The sequence below is a fragment of the Streptomyces sp. NPDC046939 genome (assembly GCF_040644575.1).
Lineage (GTDB): Bacteria > Actinomycetota > Actinomycetes > Streptomycetales > Streptomycetaceae > Streptomyces.
In genome coordinates, this window is the sequence record NZ_JBEYWV010000040.1 from 77,481 (window position 1) to 93,718 (window position 16,238).

The following is a 16,238-nucleotide window of genomic DNA, read 5'->3' on the forward strand; positions in this document are numbered from 1 at the left end:
GCAGGCCCGCTTCCCGTGCGCCTCAGGACGTGCCTCAGGACGCGGTCAGCCGTTCCAGCTCCGCCTCGCGCTCCGCGACCTGCGTCAGCAACTGCTCGGCGATCTCGTCGAGCAGCCCGTCCGGGTCGTCCGGGGCCATGCGCAGCATCGCGCCGATCGCGCTGTCCTCCAGCTCCCGCGCCACCGCGGCAAGCAGCTCCTTGCGCTGCGACAGCCACTCCAGGCGGGCGTACAGCTCCTCGCTCGGCGTCGGCTCGGGCTCCGGCAGCACCGGGCCCGCCGCCCACTCCTCGGCCAGCTCAGCCAGCAGGGCCACGTCTCCGCGCCCGTACGCCGCGTTCACCCGGGCGATGAACTCGTCCCGCCGGCCGCGCTCCTTCTCGTCCTGGGCCAGATCCGGGTGGGCCTGGCGCACCAGTTCGCGGTAGAGCTTGCGGGCCTCGTCGCTGGGCCGCACCCGCTCCGGGGGCCGTACGGGCTGCTCGGTCAGCATGGCGGCGGCCTCCGGGAACAGTCCGTCCCCGTCCATCCACCCGTGGAACAGCTCCTCGACGCCCGGCATCGGCATGACCCGCGCCCGCGCCTCGTCGGCCTTGCGCAGATCCTCCGGGTCGCCGGTCCGCGCCGCCGTCGCCTCGGCGATCAGCGCCTCCAGCTCATCGAGGCGCGTGTACATCGGGCCGAGCTTCTGGTGGTGCAGCCGTGAGAAGTTCTCGACCTCGACGCGGAACGTCTCCACGGCGATCTCGAACTCGATCAGGGCCTGCTCGGCAGCGCGCACCGCCCGCTCAAGGCGCTCCTCGGGCCTCTCGCGAGCCTGCTCCTCCGGTTGCCCCGCCACATCGCTCTCCGAGCTCATCACCCACCCAGCCTAGGGCACCCACCCCCGACAACCGCGCCCCGCGCCCACCCCAGCCCCAAGCACCGGCCTACCCAACGACACCCCGCACCTCCCACGGACCACCCCGCACCAAGCCCCGCCCCGTCAACCCCTCAAACCCCGCTCTCCGCCGCAACCCGCCCAGCCCGAACCCCCCGCACCAGCTCCGCGTGATCCGCCTCCGTGCGGTCCGCGTACGTCACCGCGAACGCGGCCACCGCCTCGTCCAGTTGCTCGTTCTTGCCGCAGTACCCGGCGATCCGGCGCGGGTCGGCGCTGTGGGCGTGGGCGCGGGCCAGGAGGGCGCCGGTCATACGGGCATAGTCGTCGATCTGGTCGGCGGCGAGTTCGGCCGGGTCGACGCTGCCCTTGCGGTTCCTGAACTGCCGCACCTGGTACGGGCGCTCGCCCACCGTGGTCCAGCCGAGCAGGATGTCGCTGACCACCTGCATCCGTTTCTGCCCGAGCACCACGCGCCGCCCCTCGTGCTCGACGGCGGGCGGTTTGAACCCGACCGCCGGCAGATGCGGGACCAGCGCGGACGGCCGCGCCTCCTTCACCTGCAGCACGAGCGGCTCCCCCCGGTGGTCCAGGAGCAGCACCACGTACGACCGGGTCCCCACGCTCCCGGTGCCGACGACGCGGAACGCCACGTCGTGGATCGCGTACCGCCCGAGCAGCGGCAGCCGGTCCGGCGACACGGTCTCCAGGTATCCGCCGAGGGAGGCCGCGACCGCCTCCGCCTCGGCGTCGGGTATCCGGCGCAGTACCGGCGGCGCGTCGACGAACCGGCGCCCGCCCTCCTCGTCCGCCTCCGTCGACCTGGCCGCGAAGCGCCCGCTGGTGTTGTGCCGGGCCTTCTCGGAGACCCGCCGCAGCGTGCCGACGAGATCCTGCGCGTCGGTGTGCGAGACGAGCCGTTCGTCCGCGATGGCGTTCCACGCGTCGAGCGCGGGCAACTTCGCGAGCAGCCGCATCGTGCGCCGGTAGGCGCCCGCCGCGTCGTGGGCCGCCGTGCGGCACGCGTCCTCGTCCGCTCCGGCCTCGCGCCCGGCGAGCACGAGCGAGGCGGCGAGCCGTTTGAGGTCCCACTCCCAGGGGCCGTGCACGGTCTCGTCGAAGTCGTTGAGGTCGATGACGAGGCCGCCGCGCGCGTCCCCGTACAGACCGAAGTTCCCGGCGTGGGCGTCGCCGCATATCTGGGCGCCGATGCCGGTCAGCGGCGTGTGCACGAGGTCGTGCGCCATCAGCCCGGCGGAGCCCCGCAGGAAGGCGAAGGGCGACGCGGCCATCCGCCCCACGCGCATCGGTGTGAGCTCGGCGATCCGGCCCCGGTTGGACTCCTCGACGGCCCGCACCGCGTCCGGCCGGTCCGCGCTCACCTCGAACCCGGCATGTGCCGACCTCGGCACCCGCTGCCGCAGCGCCTTCCCGGCCGCCTTCGGCGACTCCTCCCGTCGGCCCGCTCCGTGCCCGGCCCGCTCCGCGAACCCGGCCACCTGCGGCAACCTCCGTACCGCCTGCGCCGCACCACCTTGCCGCCCCACCGCCATGACAGCCACCTCCCCCGACGCCGACCCGTACGCGCCCCACGGCGTGCGTACGGATCCCGTCCGCCCACGTCTGCGCAACCGGTCACGACCGTACCGCCGCCCGGAAAACCCCGTCAGAGCCTGTGGACAACCCGCCCGCTGTGGATAAGGCGCCCGCTGTGGACAACACCCCACGTCCACACCCGGCGAACCCCAAGAGCCCGCCGAACCCGACGCCCCCGGCGACCTCTCACGTCCGGAACTCCTCCGGACACGTCCCCCCCTCGGCCCCCAGGTACTTCTCCGCCCACGCCCCAAGCTCCGCCAGCGACGGCTCCAACGCCGAGCCCGCCGTGGTCAGCCGATAGGAGACCCGCAGCGGCGGGCCCTCGTCGACCTGGCGCACGACGAGGCCGGCCGTGGACAGCTCGGTCAGCCGGTCGGACAACATGCGCTCGCTGATGCCGGGGATGGCCCGGCGCAGGTCCGCGAAGTAGACGGGCCCCTGCATCAGGACGGACACGATCAGCCCGGTCCACCGCTTCCCGAGCAGCCCGAAGACACGTGTCATCCCGACGTCGACCCCGGTGCAGCCCTGGTGTCCGGGGGACGCGCCCGCCCCGTTCGTCTCTTCGCCGATGCCCGCCATGGGTCCAGAGTACGTCGCTCCCGTAGGGAGGTGAGAAAAAGTAAGTCCCTGTGCTATTACTAGTGACGTACTGAATTGCACCACCGCCCTAGAGCCTCGTTGGAGACACACCATGGCCACGCTGCTGCACATCGATTCGTCCGTTTTCACCGGCTCCGCCTCCGCCTCGCGCACCGTCACGGACGCGTTCCGCAAGGCATGGCAGGAGCAGCACCCCGAGGGCACGGTCGTCTACCGCGATCTGGGCGCGGAGCCGGTGCCCCACATCACCGCCGACTCCCACACCGCCGGCTTCGCCGACCCGGCCACGCACACGCCCGAGCAGAGCGCCGCCTTCGCCGCGCGCGTGCGGCTCATCGAGGAGCTGGAGCAGGCGGACGCCGTGCTCATTGGCGCCCCCATGTACAACTTCACGATCCCGTCGACGCTCAAGGCGTGGCTGGACAACATCATCCTGATCGGCCGCACCGCGGGGACGGAGTCGCCGTCCGCGCAGGGCAAGCCGGTCACCGTCGTCGCCAGCCGCGGCGGCTCCTACGCGCCGGGCACCCCGCGCGCGGGCATGGAGTACGTGCAGAACTACCTGGAGGCGGTCCTGCGCGACGCGCTCGGCATGGACCTCGAATTCATCGTTCCCGAGCTGACGATGGCTCCGGTCAACCCGGCCATGTCCGAGCTGGTCCCGCTCTACGAGACGTCCCGCGCCGCGGCTCTCGAGGCCGCCGAGACCAAGGGCAAGGAGCTGGCCTCCCGCCTCGCCGCCTGAGGGTGACATACACCACAGGGCGAGGCGCCCCGCCCGGGGCAATGCGAAAGCCCCGCAGATCCGAAGATCTGCGGGGCTTTCCGCTGTGCGCGAGGGGGGAGTTGAACCCCCACGCCCTTTCGGGCACTGGAACCTGAATCCAGCGCGTCTGCCTATTCCGCCACCCGCGCATTGGGTGTGTCTTCCGGTCTCTCCCTTGCGGGGTGAGCGCCTTCCGACATGCAGAAGATTAGCACGCTGCGGAGGGTGGATTCACATCCGTTTCCCCGCCCCCCTGGCGGGCACCTGACAGGGCGTACCGCGCCGGGACCGCACCCGACCCCCGCACCGAACCCGGCACGGCGACAGCCCCGCACCCCGCACGGAAGCCGCACGCGACTGCGCACGCGACCGCATCGGACAAGGCACCGACCCCGCACGGAGAACGCCCCGGACACGGCACTGGACAAGGCACCCGACGACGCCCCGACCCCGCATGCGACCCGCGCCGGGCACGGCCCCGGCCCGGCCCTCCCGGGCCCGGCTCGCCCGTACCCCGCCGTCTCCACAGCCGCGTACGGGACACTGTCCCGAGGCCACCTCTACGATCCTCCGTAGAAGGGCTGTCGAAGCAGGCTGTGAGCGTCGACACTCATCGGCCGGGCGAGCAGGGGGAACCACCCGTTTTCCCGGCGCGTGGATACGATCAGTAAGCAGTACCGAGAAGGCAGCGCTACGAAGGAGGAGGTGCCCCATGGGAGTCCTGAAGAAGTTCGAGCAGCGGCTCGAGGGTCTGGTCAACGGCACCTTCGCCAAAGTCTTCAAGTCCGAGGTCCAGCCCGTCGAGATCGCGGGCGCCCTGCAGCGCGAGTGCGACAACAACGCGACGATCTGGAACCGCGAGCGGACGGTCGTCCCCAACGACTTCATCGTGGAGCTGAGCGCGCCGGACTACGAGCGCCTCAGCCCCTACTCGGGACAGCTCGGCGACGAACTGTCCGGCATGGTGCGCGACTACGCGAAGCAGCAGCGCTACTCCTTCATGGGCCCCATCAAGGTGCACCTGGAGAAGGCGGACGACCTGGACACGGGTCTGTACCGGGTACGCAGCCGCACCCTCGCCTCGTCCACCAGTCAGGACCGGCCCGACCGCCCCACCGCGCCCAGGCCGAACCAGGCGCCCGGCGGCTACAGCTATCCGCCGGCAGCCGCCGCCGCTCCGCCCATGCCCGCGGCGCCGCCGCCCGGGCGCCCGGCCGCGGCGGCTGCCCACATGCCCGCCGCGTCGGCGCAGCGCCCCGGCGCGGGCGCGATGCCCGGCACGCGCGTGCGGCACTGGATCGAGATCAACGGCACCCGGCACCAGATCTCCCGGCCGACGCTTGTCCTCGGCCGTTCCACCGAAGCAGACGTACGGATTGACGACCCCGGCGTCTCGCGCCGGCACTGCGAGATCCGGACCGGAACGCCCTCGACGATCCAGGATCTCGGGTCCACCAACGGCATCGTGGTGGACGGGCAGCACACCACCCGCGCTACGCTCCGCGACGGCTCGCGGATCGTCGTGGGCCAAACCACCATCGTTTATCGGCAAGCCGAAGGGTGAAGCGGGGGCAATGTCAGAGCTGACCCTGACGGTCATGCGGCTGGGTTTCCTGGCCGTTCTGTGGCTGTTCGTGATCGTGGCCGTCCAGGTCATCCGCAGCGACCTGTTCGGGACGCGTGTCACCCAGCGCGGCGCGCGCCGTGACAGCACGCGCTCCCAGCAGACCGCCCGGCAGGCCGCCACGCCGCCGGCGCCCCAGCGCCAGCAGGGCGGCGGCCGGCAGCGCCGGGGCGCGCCCACCAAGCTGGTCGTCTCCGAAGGCACCCTCACGGGTACGACGGTGGCGCTCCAGGGGCAGACGATCACGCTCGGCCGCGCGCACGACAGCACGATCGTGCTTGACGACGACTACGCGTCCAGCAGGCACGCCAGGATCTATCCGGACCGGGACGGCCAGTGGATCGTCGAGGACCTCGGGTCCACCAACGGCACGTACCTGGACCGGACCCGTCTCACGACCCCCACACCGGTCCCGCTGGGCGCACCGATCCGCATCGGCAAGACCGTCATCGAGCTGCGGAAGTAGTGCTGCATCATGAATGAGCGCGAGCGGAGCGAGCGAGCCGGCGCGGCGGTCCCCGAACAGGACAGCGGCCCGCTCCCGACCGGAGGGTGGGCACCGTGCGGATGTACCCGGAGTCGGAACCGTCGGGGCAGGTGCGCATGAGTCTGTCACTGCGCTTCGCCGCCGGATCGCACAAGGGCATGATCCGCGAGGGCAACGAGGACTCGGGCTACGCCGGTCCCCGGCTGCTCGCGATCGCCGACGGCATGGGGGGCCAGGCCGCCGGTGAGGTGGCCTCGTCCGAGGTGATCTCCACCATCGTCGCGCTCGACGACGACGTGCCGGGCTCGGACATCCTGACGTCGCTCGGCACCGCCGTGCAGCGGGCCAACGACCAGCTCCGCATGATGGTCGAGGAGGACCCGCAGCTCGAGGGCATGGGGACGACCCTGACCGCCCTGCTGTGGACCGGGCAGCGCCTCGGCCTCGTCCACGTCGGCGACTCGCGCGCGTACCTGCTGCGCGACGGCGTCCTGACGCAGATCACGCAGGACCACACGTGGGTGCAGCGCCTCGTCGACGAGGGCCGCATCACCGAGGAGGAAGCCACCACGCACCCGCAGCGCTCGCTGCTCATGCGCGCGCTCGGCAGTGGCGACCACGTCGAACCGGACCTCTCCATCCGTGAGGTGCGGGCCGGCGACCGCTATCTGATCTGCTCCGACGGCCTGTCCGGCGTCGTCTCGCACCAGACGATGGAGGAGACGCTCGCCAGCTACCAGGGCCCGCAGGAGACGGTCCAGGACCTGATCCAGCTGGCCCTGCGCGGCGGCGGCCCCGACAACGTGACGGTGATCGTCGCCGACGTCCTCGACATCGACAGCGGCGACACCCTCGCGGGCCAGATGTCCGACGCCCCGGTGGTCGTCGGCGCGGTCGCCGAGAACCAGCACCAGTTGCACGACGGCGGCGCCATGGAGACCCCCGCCGGCCGCGCCGCCGGTCTGGGGCGCCAGGGTCCCGGTCAGGGCGGCGGCGAGTTCGGCCCGCCCGGCAGCGGCGACCCGAACGGCTACGCGCCCGAGGGGGGCTTCGGCGCGTACACGGACGAGGACTTCACCAAGCCGCGCCGCGGCCGCAAGTGGGTCAAGAGATCCCTCTACACCGTGCTCGCGCTCGCCGTCATCGGCGGCGGCCTGTACGGCGGTTACCGCTGGACCCAGACGCAGTACTACGTCGGTTCCAAGGACGACCACGTGGCGCTCTACCGCGGCATCAACCAGGACCTCGCCTGGGTGAGCCTGTCCAAGGTGGAGAAGGACCATCCCGAGGTCGAGCTCAAGTACCTGCCGCCGTACCAGAAGAAGCAGGTCGAGGCGACGATCGCCGAAGGTGGCCTGGCGGCCGCCCAGAAGAAGATCGACGAGCTGTCCGCGCAGGCCGGCGCGTGCAAGAAGCAGGCCGAGCGGGAGCAGGCCCAGAAGCAGAACAACGCGAGGACCGGCGAGGGCGAGGCCGGCGGGACCACGGGCGCCACCGGAACGGTCCGCAAGGCGTCCTTCCACCGGGAGACGCCCACGCCGAACCCGTCGAACTCGCCCGACCCGTCCCGTTCGCCGTCCGGCAAGGCGAAGTCACCGTCACCCACGCCCACCCCTGGCCCCACTCTTTCCGAGGAAGAGCAGCAACTGGCCAAGGCGTGCGCGCAGCAGTAGAAGCCTTGGGGGCCACAGCACGCCATGAGTAGTAGTTCCACGACCCATACGTCGACCATCGGCGCGATCGGCGCGCCCAGCCGGCGCAACACCGAGCTGGCGCTCCTCGCGTTCGCCGTGGTCATCCCCGTCTTCGCGTACGCCAATGTCGGCCTGGCCATCGACGGGGAGCTCCCCACGGGCCTGCTCGGTTACGGGCTCGGCCTCGGCCTGCTCGCGGGCGTCGCCCACATCGTCGTACGCAAGTTCGCGGCGTACGCGGACCCGCTGCTGCTGCCGCTGGCGACGTTGCTGAACGGGCTGGGCCTGGTCGTCATCTGGCGTCTCGACCAGTCGAAGCTGCTGCAGTCGATCAAACAGGCGGGCAGCGCCGCGCCCCGGCAGTTGATGTACACGGCGATCGGCATGGCCCTGTTCATCGCCGTCCTGGTGTTCCTCAAGGACCACCGCGTCCTGCAGCGCTACACGTACATCTCCATGCTCGGCGCGGTCGTCCTGCTGCTGCTGCCGCTGGTCCCCGGGCTCGGCCAGAACATCTACGGCGCGAAGATCTGGATCCACATCGGCGGCTTCTCCATCCAGCCCGGTGAGTTCGCGAAGATCGTCCTGGCGATCTTCTTCGCCGGCTACCTGATGGTGAAGCGCGACGCGCTCGCCCTCGCCAGCCGCCGCTTCATGGGGCTCTACCTGCCGCGCGGCCGCGACCTCGGCCCGATCCTGGTCGTGTGGGGCATCTCGATCCTCATCCTGGTGTTTGAGACCGACCTGGGTACGTCGCTGCTGTTCTTCGGAATGTTCGTCATCATGCTGTACGTCGCCACGGAGCGGACCAGCTGGATCGTGTTCGGTCTGCTGATGTCCGCGGTCGGCGCCGTCGGCGTGGCCAGCTTCGAACCGCACATCCAGCAGCGCGTCGACGCCTGGCTCGACCCGATGCACGAGTACCTGCTCAGCCGGCAGGGCGTCGCGGGCCACTCCGAGCAGGCCATGCAGGCGCTGTGGGCGTTCGGTTCGGGCGGCACCCTCGGCACCGGCTGGGGCCAGGGCCACTCCGACCTGATCCGCTTCGCCGCCAACTCCGACTTCGTCCTCGCCACCTTCGGTGAGGAGCTGGGCCTGGCGGGCATCATGGCGCTCCTGCTGATCTACGCGCTGATCGTGGAGCGCGGCGTACGTACGGCCCTCGCCGCGCGCGACCCGTTCGGCAAGCTGCTCGCCATCGGCCTGTCCGGCGCGTTCGCCCTGCAGGTGTTCGTCGTCGCGGGCGGTGTCATGGGGCTCATCCCGCTGACCGGTATGACGATGCCGTTCCTCGCGTACGGCGGTTCGTCCGTCATCGCGAACTGGGCGCTGGTCGGCATCCTGATCCGGATCAGCGACACCGCGCGCAGGCCCGCGCCCAGCCCCACGCCCAACCCCGACGCCGAGATGACCCAGGTGGTCCGCCCGTGAACAAGCCGCTGCGCCGCATCGCGATCTTCTGCGGCCTCCTGATCCTGACGCTGCTGATCCGCGACAACTGGCTCCAGTACGTCAAGGCCGACACCCTCGCCACGGACGACGACAACCGCCGGGTCATCATCGCCCGCTACTCCGTGCCGCGCGGTGACATCATCGTGGACGGCAAGTCGATCACCGGCTCCAAGGCGACCTCCGGCACCGATCTGAAGTACAAGCGCACCTGGAAGAACGGGCCCATGTGGGCGCCCGTCACCGGTTACGCCTCGCAGATCGTCGGCGCCACCCAGCTCGAGTCCATCGAGGACGGCATTCTCACCGGCAACGACGACCGGCTCTTCTTCCGCCGCACCCTCGACATGATCACGGGCAAGAAGAAGGAGGGCGGCAATGTCACGACCACCCTCAACGCCAAGGCGCAGAAGGCCGCCTACGACGGTCTGAAGACCCGCGGCAAGGGCGCCGTCGCCGCCATCGAGCCGTCCACCGGCAAGATCCTCGCGCTCGCCTCCACGCCCTCGTACGACCCCTCGGTCTTCGCGGGCAACTCGACCAAGGACAGCCAGACCTTCTCCAAGCTCGACAAGGACAAGGACAAGCCGCTCCAGAACCGGGCGCTGCGCGAGACGTACCCGCCGGGTTCGACGTTCAAGCTGGTCACGGCCGCGGCCGCGCTGGAGAGCGGTCAGTACGACCCGGACAAGCCGACGGACACCCCGCTGCCGTGGACGATGCCGGGCACCACGACGCCGCTGAAGAACGAGGGCAACATCCCCTGTGAGAACGCGACGCTGCGGGTCGCCCTCCGGGTCTCCTGCAACACCGTGTTCGGCAAGATCGGCTCGGACCTCGGCAATGACGCGATGGTCGAGGAGGCCGAGAAGTTCGGCTTCAACAAGGAGCAGTTCGTCCCGGTCCGCTCCAACGCGTCGAACTTCGACGACAACATGAACCAGTCGCAGACGGCGCTGTCCTCCATCGGCCAGTACAACACCGCCGCGACCCCGCTCCAGATGGCCATGGTCGCCTCTGCGATCGCGAACAACGGCAAGCTCATGCAGCCGTACATGGTCGACGAGCTGAAGGCCCCGAACCTCGACACCATCGAGAAGACGGAGCCCAAGGAGATGAGCCGGCCGCTCTCCGAGGTGAACGCGCAGAAGCTCCAGTCGATGATGGAGACGGTCGTCAACGACGGCACCGGTACCAACGCCAAGATCCCCGGGGTCACCGTGGGCGGCAAGACCGGTACCGCCCAGCACGGCGTCGACAACAGCGAGAAGCCGTACGCCTGGTTCGTCTCGTACGCGAAGACGGACTCCGGCTCGCCGGTCGCCGTCGCCGTGGTCGTCGAGGACAGCGCGGCCAGCCGGCAGGACATCTCCGGTGGTGGTCTCGCCGCCCCGATCGCGAAGAGCGTGATGGAAGCCGTCATCGGCAAGAAGGGCTGATCCGGGCGGCCGGGGTGTGACCCCGGTCACCCGGATTTCACAGAGACGCACGTGGCGGTACCGGTCCTGTCACGGGTCACGGTGGTGGCCAGGTCACGTCGGGCAGGCCGGGTACGGTATGCCCGGACAGCACACCGCCCGACCCCGCACGGGACGGTCGGGACCGACGGAGAGGGCTGGTAGGTAACCATGGAAGAGCCGCGTCGCCTCGGCGGCCGGTACGAGCTGGGCCAGGTGCTCGGCCGTGGTGGCATGGCCGAGGTCTACCTCGCGCACGACACCCGGCTCGGCCGCACGGTGGCGGTGAAGACGCTGCGGGCGGACCTCGCACGCGACCCGTCGTTCCAGGCCCGGTTCCGCCGGGAGGCCCAGTCGGCCGCCTCGCTCAACCATCCCGCGATCGTCGCGGTCTACGACACGGGTGAGGACTACGTCGACCAGGTCTCCATCCCGTACATCGTGATGGAGTACGTCGACGGCTCGACGCTCCGCGAGCTCCTGCACAGCGGCCGCAAGCTGCTGCCCGAGCGCGCCATGGAGATGACCATCGGCATCCTCCAGGCCCTGGAGTACTCGCACCGGGCGGGCATCGTCCACCGCGACATCAAGCCCGCCAACGTGATGCTGACCCGCAACGGCCAGGTCAAGGTCATGGACTTCGGCATCGCCCGCGCCATGGGCGACTCCGGCATGACGATGACGCAGACCGCCGCGGTCATCGGCACCGCCCAGTACCTCTCCCCCGAGCAGGCCAAGGGCGAGCAGGTCGACGCCCGCTCCGACCTGTACTCGACGGGCTGCCTGCTCTACGAGCTCCTCACCGTCCGTCCGCCGTTCGTCGGCGACTCCCCGGTGGCCGTCGCCTACCAGCACGTACGCGAAGAGGCGCAGCCGCCCAGCGTCTTCGACAGCGAGATCACGCCCGAGATGGACGCGATCGTCCTCAAGGCGCTCACCAAGGACCCGGACTACCGCTACCAGTCCGCCGACGAGATGCGCGCCGACATCGAGGCGTGCCTCGACGGCCAGCCCGTCGCCGCCACCGCCGCCATGGGCGCGGTCGGCTACGGCGCGGGCGACGGCTACGGGAGCGAGCAGCAGACGGCGATGCTGCGCCCGCAGAACGGCGCGGCGCCCACCTCGATGCTGCCTCCCGTCAACCCCGACGACGGCGGCTACGGCTACGACGACCGCCCCGACCGCCGCAAGCAGGGCAAGAACCGCACCTCGACGATCCTCCTGGTCGTCGCGGGCATCCTCGTCCTGGTCGGCGCGATCCTCATCGGCAAGTACGTGATGAGCGGGGACGGCGGCGACGGCGACGTCGATGTGCCGCTCCTGGTCGGCGAGACCTTCGAGGGCGCCCAGAAGAAGGCCGAGAACGTCGACCTGAAGGTCGTCCGCGGCGACAGCATGGCGTGCGAGGACCAGCCCGCCAAGCGCGTGTGCGAGCAGGACCCGAAGGACGGCTCGGTCGCCAAGGGCGACACGATCACCGTGCGGATGTCGACGGGCGCGCCCAAGGTGGCGGTCCCTGACGTGCAGGGCCTCTCCTACGAAGAGGCCGAGAAGATGCTCAACGACAAGGGCTTCAGCAACATCAAGAAGGAGAGCCAGGAGTCCGACCGGACGCCGGGCAAGGTCATCAAGCAGGACCCCGAGGGCGACACCAAGGTCGAGAAGGGCACCCCGATCACCCTGACCGTCGCGAAGGAGAAGGCGACCACCACGGTCCCCAACGTCTCCGGTGGCAACCTCACCTGCGACCAGGCGACCTCTCAGCTCCAGGCCAGCAACCTCAAGGCGAGCTGCACCGAGGTGGAGAACGGTTCGGTCGAGGAGGGCAAGGTCTTCGAGCAGAACCTCGCTCCGGGCACCACGGCGGACCCGGGCTCCACGGTCCAGCTGAAGGTCGCCAAGAAGCCCGCGCCCGTGCAGAAGCCGGTTCCGGGGGTCCTCGGCCAGAAGGTCAAGGACGCCAAGAAGATGCTCCAGGACGCCGGCTTCACGAACATCCAGTTCGCCGACGGCAGCGACAGCGGCGACGACGCCCGAGTGATGCAGCAGGACCCGCAGCCCAACACCCAGGCCGACCCGAAGAACACCACGGTCACCCTGACCACGTTCGGTGGGGGCGGCGACAACGGTGGTGACAACGGCGGCGGTGACAACGGGGGCGGCAACAACGGCGGCGGCTTCTTCGGAGGCAACTTCGGCCGCGGCAACGACGACTGACCCGGCACCGCATCCACGCACGACGGAGCCCCGCCCCCTTCGCAAAGGGGGCGGGGCTCCGTCGTTCGTCCGGCTAGCGCAGTTCCTTCGGCGGCGTCCGCTCGCTGTCGACCTTCTCGACCCGCTCCAGCTCGCCCCAGACCACGTACCGGTAGCGCGAGGTGTAGACGGGCGTGCAGGTCGTCAGCGTGATGTAGTGGCCGGCCTTCTTCTTCCCCGACTCCTTCGGGATCCGGTCGATGACGTCCACGTTGTACTTCGAGGTCTCCGGGAGGATGTCGTACACCTTGTAGACGTACCACTTGTCGCGGGACTCGTAGACGATCGCGTCGCCCTTCTTGATCTTGTCGATGTCGTGGAACTTGGCGCCGTGGCCGTCCCGGTGCGCGGCGAGGGAGAAGTTGCCGTTCTTGCCGCTGGTGGGCAGTACGGCCTTCACGGGTTCCGTGTAGTACCCGGCGACGCCGTCGTTGAGAACCTTGGGCGTCGTGCCCTTCTCGACAAGCACCTCGCCCTTGCCCATCGCCGGTACGTGCAGGAAGCCGATGCCGTCCTTGGTGTCCAGGGCGCCGGGGCCGGTCGCCTGCGACCAGTGGTCGCGGACCTTGTCGGCCTGCTTGTGCGCGACCCGGTCGGCCACCACGTTCGTCCACCACAGCGAGTAGACGACGAACAGGCCGAGCAGCACACCGCCGGTGATGAGCAGCTCGCCGAAGAAGCTGACGGCCAGGGCGACCGGCCCGCGCCGGGGCGGTGCCGCGGGGGCCTTCGTCTCGGCCGCTTCCTCGTGGTCGGTCGTCGCTGCCACTGCCTGTGCCCCGTCCCTGTGCCGAAATGCCCCTGTACACCGTCGGCTAGCCGACGAGCGCGTCCGGCTTGCCCTTGCTGCGCGGCCGCTCCTCGACCATCTTGCCCCAGACGATCATTCGATACGTACTGGTGAATTCCGGGGTGCAGGTCGTCAGCGTGATGTAGCGGCCCGGCTCGGTGAAGCCGGACTGGGCGGGGATCGGATTGATCACCGCCGTGTTCGACGGCGACGTCTGCGGCAGCAGACTCGACATCTTGTAGACGTAGTACGTGTCCCGTGTCTCGACCACGATGGGGTCGCCCGGCTTCAGCCGGTTGATGTACCGGAACGGCTCGCCATGGGTGTTGCGGTGGCCGGCGATCGCGAAGTTGCCGGTCTTCGCCTCAGGCATCGCGGTCGGGATGCTGTTCTTGTCGTAGTGCCCGACCATGCCCTTGTCGAGCACCTTCGTCTTGCTGATGCCCTCCGCAATAGGCACCACGACGTCCAGCTTCGGGATGTAGAGAATCGCGAAGCCCTGCCCCGGCTCGAACGAGCCCGGCTCGTCCGCGCCCTTGTTCTTGGCCCAGTCGTCCTCAAGATGGTGGCGGGCGTTGCCCGCGAGGTTGTGGGCCCGGATGTTCGACCACCACAGCTGGTACGTGACGAACAGCAGCATCAGCACACCGATGCTGATGAAGACCTCGCCGACCGCACGGCTCACGATGACGCCGACCGTGGGTTTCGCCGCCTTCGCGGCCCGCCGCGCCTCGACCCGTGACAGCGGCTTCCCGTCGCCCTCCTGGGCCGGTGCCGCCGTCGCCTGGGCCTCTCCCGCCCGACGCCTGCCGCCGCCCCTCTTGGCGGCCTTCCGGCGCGCAGCACGGCCACCGGTGGCAACGGGGGTGTCGGTCCTGGCCGCGGGCTCCGGTTCGGGTTCCGGCCTCTGCGGCTCGGCAGCGGGCCGAGGATCCCCTATTCGCCGCGTCTCGGCCGTACGCAGCGCCACGGTCTCGTCGTCCCGTACGGGCGCCCGCGGCGCGGCCTGGGCCCCGCCGTACCAGTCCTTGGCGTACCCCTCGGGGTCGTACCACTCCTGCTCCGGCTGCTGCGCCGGGCCGGTCTCCTGGCCACTCTCCGCCCGGAACCACGGGGACGGGTGCTGACCCGGCAGCGGGTCGTTCAGGGGGTCGTCGAGGCCCCTGACGGCGTCCTCGAAGCCACCGGCGCCGCCCTGTTCGGGGCGCAGCGCGGTCACGCCGAGGCCCTGCCCACGACCGGCGCGAGCCCGGCCGAACGGCCCACCGCCTCCTTGTCCCCGCATTCGGCGAGCCAGTTGGCCAGCATCAGGTGCCCGTGCTCGGTCAGGACGGACTCCGGATGGAACTGCACGCCCTCGACGGGCAGTTCACGGTGGCGCAGCCCCATCACGATGCCGTCCTCGGTCCGCGCGGTCACCTCGAACTCCGCCGGTACGGTGCCGGGTTCGGCGGCGAGCGAGTGGTAGCGGGTCGCGGTGAACGGGTCGGGGAGTCCGGCGAAGACGCCCGTGCCGTCGTGCCGCACGAGCGAGGTCTTGCCGTGCAGCAGCTCGGGCGCCCGCCCGACCACACCCCCGTACGCCACCTGCATCGACTGCATGCCGAGGCAGACGCCGAAGACGGGGACGCCGGTCGCCGCGCAGTGCCGCACCATCTCGATGCACACACCGGCCTGCTCGGGCGCGCCGGGTCCGGGGCTCAGCAGGACGCCGTCGAACCCGTCCTGCGCGTGCGCCGTGCTCACCTCGTCGTTGCGCAGCACCTCGCACTCGGCGCCCAGCTGGTACAGGTACTGGACGAGGTTGAAGACGAAGCTGTCGTAGTTGTCGACGACGAGAATGCGGGTCTTTCGCGTACTCACTGGCCGTCCACCGTCACATCGTTGAAGGGCAGCAGCGGCTCGGCCCACGGGAACACGTACTGGAAGAGGACGTAGACCACGGCGAGGACGAGCACGAGCGAGATCGCCGCCCTCAGCCACGCGTTGCCCGGCAGATGCCGCCAGATCCAGCCGTACATGCCGGTCGTTCTCCTTCGACAGTCCCTCAACACCATCGCCGCACGGCTTCAGCCGTCGCCGTACAACACCAGACTAACGGCGCAACGCCTCCGGTTTCCCGGCCTCCACAGGCTCCGTGGCATCCAAATGCGCCCAGACGATCAACCGGTGGCTGTGTCCCCACTCGGGATCGCACGTGGTGAGCGTCAGATAGCGGCCCGGCGCGGTGTAGCCGGAGTGGCGCGGCACCGGGTCGATGACGGCGACGTCCGTGGGGAGCGTCCGGAAGGGGCCCTTGTCGATGCGGTACGTGAACCAGGTCGTCCCGTCCGTCAGGACCACGGCGTCCCCCGGTCGCAGCCTGGGGAAGTCCTTGAACGGGTCGCCGTAGGTGCGCCGGTGCCCGGCGACCGCGAAGTTCCCCTTCTGCCCGAGCCGCGCGGTGCCCGCGTAGTGCCCGAGCCCTTTCTTGAGGGTTCCGACCCTCGTGTTCTCGAGCACGGGCTTGTTCCACGTGAAACCAAGACGCGGGATGTACATCACGGCGAACGGTTCGCCGTCCTTGTACGCGGCCGGGCTCGGCGGCACCTCCTGGGCAGGGGACTGCGAGGGCGGGGCGGTGGCGGCCGGGC

General features: G+C 70.2%; 15 protein-coding genes and 1 tRNA gene. 7 read left to right on the forward strand and 9 right to left on the reverse strand.

The annotated features are described in order from the left end of the window. Positions 1-34: 34 nt before the first annotated feature. The 3 genes from ABZ877_RS33770 to ABZ877_RS33780 form a co-directional block, all read right to left on the reverse strand. On the reverse strand, positions 35-859 hold the full coding sequence (locus ABZ877_RS33770) for a hypothetical protein (protein ID WP_361079329.1): 825 nt from the start codon (positions 857-859) through the stop codon (positions 35-37). Positions 860-993: 134 nt separating this feature from the next. Continuing rightward, on the reverse strand, positions 994-2,433 hold the full coding sequence (locus ABZ877_RS33775; RefSeq protein WP_361079331.1) for a DUF2252 domain-containing protein: 1,440 nt from the start codon (positions 2,431-2,433) through the stop codon (positions 994-996). Between the two features lie 229 nt (positions 2,434-2,662). Beyond that, positions 2,663-2,983, reverse strand: coding sequence for a helix-turn-helix domain-containing protein (locus tag ABZ877_RS33780; protein ID WP_361079364.1), 321 nt, complete (start codon positions 2,981-2,983; stop codon positions 2,663-2,665). Positions 2,984-3,173: 190 nt separating this feature from the next. On the opposite strand from ABZ877_RS33780, the gene ABZ877_RS33785 reads away from it, so the two are divergent. Further along, a complete protein-coding gene (locus ABZ877_RS33785) occupies positions 3,174-3,827 on the forward strand; it encodes an NAD(P)H-dependent oxidoreductase (RefSeq protein ID WP_361079334.1) in 654 nt (217 codons plus the stop codon). A gap of 86 nt (positions 3,828-3,913) precedes the next feature. Here ABZ877_RS33785 and ABZ877_RS33790 read toward each other — a convergent pair. Beyond that, positions 3,914-3,997: transfer RNA gene (locus tag ABZ877_RS33790), tRNA-Leu, on the reverse strand. A gap of 563 nt (positions 3,998-4,560) precedes the next feature. Here ABZ877_RS33790 and ABZ877_RS33795 point away from each other — a divergent pair. The 6 genes from ABZ877_RS33795 (at position 4,561) to pknB (ending at position 12,776) form a co-directional block, all read left to right on the forward strand. Then, positions 4,561-5,412, forward strand: a complete 852-nt coding sequence (locus ABZ877_RS33795; protein ID WP_361079336.1) for a DUF3662 and FHA domain-containing protein — start codon at positions 4,561-4,563, stop codon at positions 5,410-5,412. 10 nt (positions 5,413-5,422) lie between these two features. Further along, positions 5,423-5,938 carry an FHA domain-containing protein gene (locus ABZ877_RS33800; protein WP_361079338.1) on the forward strand — a complete coding sequence of 172 codons (516 nt, stop codon included), beginning with the start codon at positions 5,423-5,425 and terminating at the stop codon, positions 5,936-5,938. 137 nt (positions 5,939-6,075) lie between these two features. After that, on the forward strand, positions 6,076-7,632 hold the full coding sequence (locus ABZ877_RS33805; RefSeq protein WP_361079340.1) for a Stp1/IreP family PP2C-type Ser/Thr phosphatase: 1,557 nt from the start codon (positions 6,076-6,078) through the stop codon (positions 7,630-7,632). A 24-nt stretch (positions 7,633-7,656) separates the two neighbouring features. Then, entirely contained in the window at positions 7,657-9,084 is a 1,428-nt protein-coding gene (locus ABZ877_RS33810) for an FtsW/RodA/SpoVE family cell cycle protein (protein WP_361079343.1), read from the forward strand. Further along, positions 9,081-10,541, forward strand: a complete 1,461-nt coding sequence (locus ABZ877_RS33815) for a penicillin-binding protein 2 (protein WP_361079345.1) — start codon at positions 9,081-9,083, stop codon at positions 10,539-10,541. Before ABZ877_RS33810 ends, ABZ877_RS33815 begins: the two co-directional genes overlap by 4 nt. Positions 10,542-10,730: 189 nt before the next feature. After that, on the forward strand, positions 10,731-12,776 hold the full coding sequence (pknB, locus tag ABZ877_RS33820) for a Stk1 family PASTA domain-containing Ser/Thr kinase (RefSeq protein WP_361079348.1): 2,046 nt from the start codon (positions 10,731-10,733) through the stop codon (positions 12,774-12,776). 73 nt (positions 12,777-12,849) lie between these two features. Here pknB and ABZ877_RS33825 read toward each other — a convergent pair whose 3' ends face one another. The 5 genes from ABZ877_RS33825 to ABZ877_RS33845 all read right to left on the reverse strand — a co-directional run. Next, positions 12,850-13,584 (reverse strand): class E sortase, encoded by a 735-nt coding sequence (locus tag ABZ877_RS33825; RefSeq protein ID WP_361079351.1) that lies wholly within the window; start codon positions 13,582-13,584, stop codon positions 12,850-12,852. 46 nt (positions 13,585-13,630) lie between these two features. Beyond that, complete coding sequence (locus ABZ877_RS33830; RefSeq protein WP_361079353.1) at positions 13,631-14,824, reverse strand: class E sortase; 1,194 nt, start codon at positions 14,822-14,824, stop codon at positions 13,631-13,633. Next, entirely contained in the window at positions 14,821-15,468 is a 648-nt protein-coding gene (locus ABZ877_RS33835; protein WP_361079355.1) for an aminodeoxychorismate/anthranilate synthase component II, read from the reverse strand. Before ABZ877_RS33835 ends, ABZ877_RS33830 begins: the two co-directional genes overlap by 4 nt. Further along, the gene (locus tag ABZ877_RS33840; RefSeq protein ID WP_361079357.1) at positions 15,465-15,626 is read right to left on the reverse strand and encodes a hypothetical protein; all 162 of its coding nucleotides are present in this window, start codon (positions 15,624-15,626) and stop codon (positions 15,465-15,467) included. Before ABZ877_RS33840 ends, ABZ877_RS33835 begins: the two co-directional genes overlap by 4 nt. Before the next feature lie 73 nt (positions 15,627-15,699). Continuing rightward, on the reverse strand, positions 15,700-16,238 hold a 539-nt coding region (locus ABZ877_RS33845), incomplete at its 5' end, for a class E sortase (RefSeq protein WP_361079358.1).

What these genes read in the sequence shown, in the direction of transcription:
- ABZ877_RS33810 (WP_361079343.1), top strand. Translation starts at nt 7,657, where the DNA reads ATGAGTAGTAGTTCCACGACCCATACGTCGACCATCGGCGCGATCGGC.
- ABZ877_RS33805 (WP_361079340.1), top strand. Translation starts at nt 6,076, where the DNA reads ATGAGTCTGTCACTGCGCTTCGCCGCCGGATCGCACAAGGGCATGATC.
- ABZ877_RS33840 (WP_361079357.1), bottom strand. Translation starts at nt 15,626, where the DNA reads ATGTACGGCTGGATCTGGCGGCATCTGCCGGGCAACGCGTGGCTGAGG.
- ABZ877_RS33800 (WP_361079338.1), top strand. Translation starts at nt 5,423, where the DNA reads ATGTCAGAGCTGACCCTGACGGTCATGCGGCTGGGTTTCCTGGCCGTT.
- ABZ877_RS33775 (WP_361079331.1), bottom strand. Translation starts at nt 2,433, where the DNA reads ATGGCGGTGGGGCGGCAAGGTGGTGCGGCGCAGGCGGTACGGAGGTTG.
- ABZ877_RS33795 (WP_361079336.1), top strand. Translation starts at nt 4,561, where the DNA reads ATGGGAGTCCTGAAGAAGTTCGAGCAGCGGCTCGAGGGTCTGGTCAAC.
- ABZ877_RS33780 (WP_361079364.1), bottom strand. Translation starts at nt 2,983, where the DNA reads ATGACACGTGTCTTCGGGCTGCTCGGGAAGCGGTGGACCGGGCTGATC.
- pknB (WP_361079348.1), top strand. Translation starts at nt 10,731, where the DNA reads ATGGAAGAGCCGCGTCGCCTCGGCGGCCGGTACGAGCTGGGCCAGGTG.
- ABZ877_RS33770 (WP_361079329.1), bottom strand. Translation starts at nt 859, where the DNA reads ATGAGCTCGGAGAGCGATGTGGCGGGGCAACCGGAGGAGCAGGCTCGC.
- ABZ877_RS33785 (WP_361079334.1), top strand. Translation starts at nt 3,174, where the DNA reads ATGGCCACGCTGCTGCACATCGATTCGTCCGTTTTCACCGGCTCCGCC.